1 protein-coding gene and 1 pseudogene are annotated in these 1,643 nt (G+C 66.2%); both read left to right on the top strand.

Annotated features, from left to right (window positions below; translation table 11 throughout):
• Positions 1-297 (top strand): annotated as a pseudogene (locus AC1DEY_RS23220) (ABC transporter permease); the annotation flags it as partial.
• Positions 294-1,610: an ABC transporter permease gene (locus tag AC1DEY_RS23215; RefSeq protein WP_476870053.1), complete on the top strand. Its 1,317-nt coding sequence runs from the start codon at positions 294-296 to the stop codon at positions 1,608-1,610. The pseudogene AC1DEY_RS23220 and the gene AC1DEY_RS23215, both read left to right, overlap by 4 nt.
• The last annotated feature ends 33 nt before the right edge of the window (positions 1,611-1,643 follow it).

Genomic DNA, 1,643 nt, shown 5'->3' with positions numbered 1-1,643 from the left:
GGTGTCGCGGCAACCTACGGCTTTGACGCGATCACCGTGGCGCTGCTGGGACGCTCGTCGCCGTGGGGCACCTTTGCCGCCGGCCTGCTGTTCGGAGCCTTCCGCGCAGGCGCCGTCCAGATGCAGATCCAGACCGGAACTCCGATCGACATCGTCCTCGTGGTCCAGTCGCTCATTGTGCTGTTCATCGCGGCTCCGCCCCTGGTCCGGTCGATCTTCGGACTGAACCCGCGCAAGAAGAAGCCCGCGACCGCCGGCAAAACCAAGCAGGCAGCAACCACCGGAGGTGCCGCATGAGCACAACAGCAACCTCACCCGTTCAGGGGGAATCCCAGCCGGACAAGGGCCGCAGGCCCGCTGTGTCCGCGAAGCCCGTAACCTGGAAGCTGCCGGTCACCCTGGCGGTGCTGGCCACCGTCGCCTTCATCTTCTTCGGCCTCCTGGGCCCGCAAGGAACCGCCAAGTTCGRGGTTTCCTCCGGTGGCGACTTCTTCCAACTCCCCGCGATCCAAGTCCCTGCATTCCTGTCCGGGATGGTGCTCTCCCTGATCCTGCTGGGCCTCGCGGGCTACGCCTTGGTCCTGAAGGCGAAACAGAACGCCCGGCCCCCACGCTGGCTGCCGGCCGTGTTCACCGTCGTGTTCGTGGTCGCCTTCCTGATCTGGGTGGTGGGCGGAGCCCGGACCCCCAGCATTTCGCTGGCCGGCCTCATCGCCGGATCCGTGACCCTGGCCGTGCCGAGCGTCTGCGGCTCCCTCGCCGGGGTGCTGTGCGAACGCGCCGGCGTCGTGAACATCGCCATCGAAGGCCAGCTCCTGGGCGGTGCCTTCACGGCCGCGCTCGTCGCCAGCCTGACCCACAACCCCTACCTGGGACTGCTGGCGGCAGCCGTTGCCGGCGCCCTGGTCTCCATGGTGCTGGCKCTGTTCAGCATCAAATACGTGGTTAACCAAATCATCGTCGGCGTCGTGCTCAACGTCCTGGTCTCCGGGCTCACCGGCTTCCTGTTCACCACCGTGATGCAGTCCGACCCGGAGAAATACAACTCTCCCGGCCGGCTGCCCATCATCRACATCCCGGTCCTTTCCGGCATCCCCGTGATCGGGCCCATCCTGTTCAAGCAGTCCGTTGTGGGATATCTGATGTATATCGCCGTGATTGTGATCTGGATTGGACTGTTCAAGACCAAGTGGGGCCTGCGCGTCCGGGCTGTGGGCGAGCACCCTCAGGCGGCTGACACGCTGGGCATCAAGGTCAACGCGACCCGCTTCTGGAACGTCACGATGGGCGGGGCCGTCGCCGGAATCGGCGGATCGTTCTTCACCCTCGTGGCGATCGACAGCTTCACCAAGGAAATCTCCGGCGGCCGCGGCTTCATCGCCCTCGCCGCCATGATCCTGGGCCGCTGGAACCCGATCGGGGCGTTCTTCGCCGCGCTGCTGTTTGGCTTCGCCGACAACCTGCAGAGCATCGTGACGATCATCGGCACCCCGGTACCGAGCCAGTTCATGGCCATGCTGCCGTACGTCGTGACCGTGTTTGCCGTGGCCGGACTGGTTGGCCGCTCCCGGCCGCCGGCAGCCGACGGCATACCGTACGTCAAGGGCTGACCGTGGCGGACATCGCGGTGGACGGGGCGGCGC

Source organism: Arthrobacter sp. 05T47, from assembly GCF_056395825.1.
Note: the sequence above shows the minus strand (reverse complement) of the source record. Positions and strands in the feature narration are given on the sequence as shown.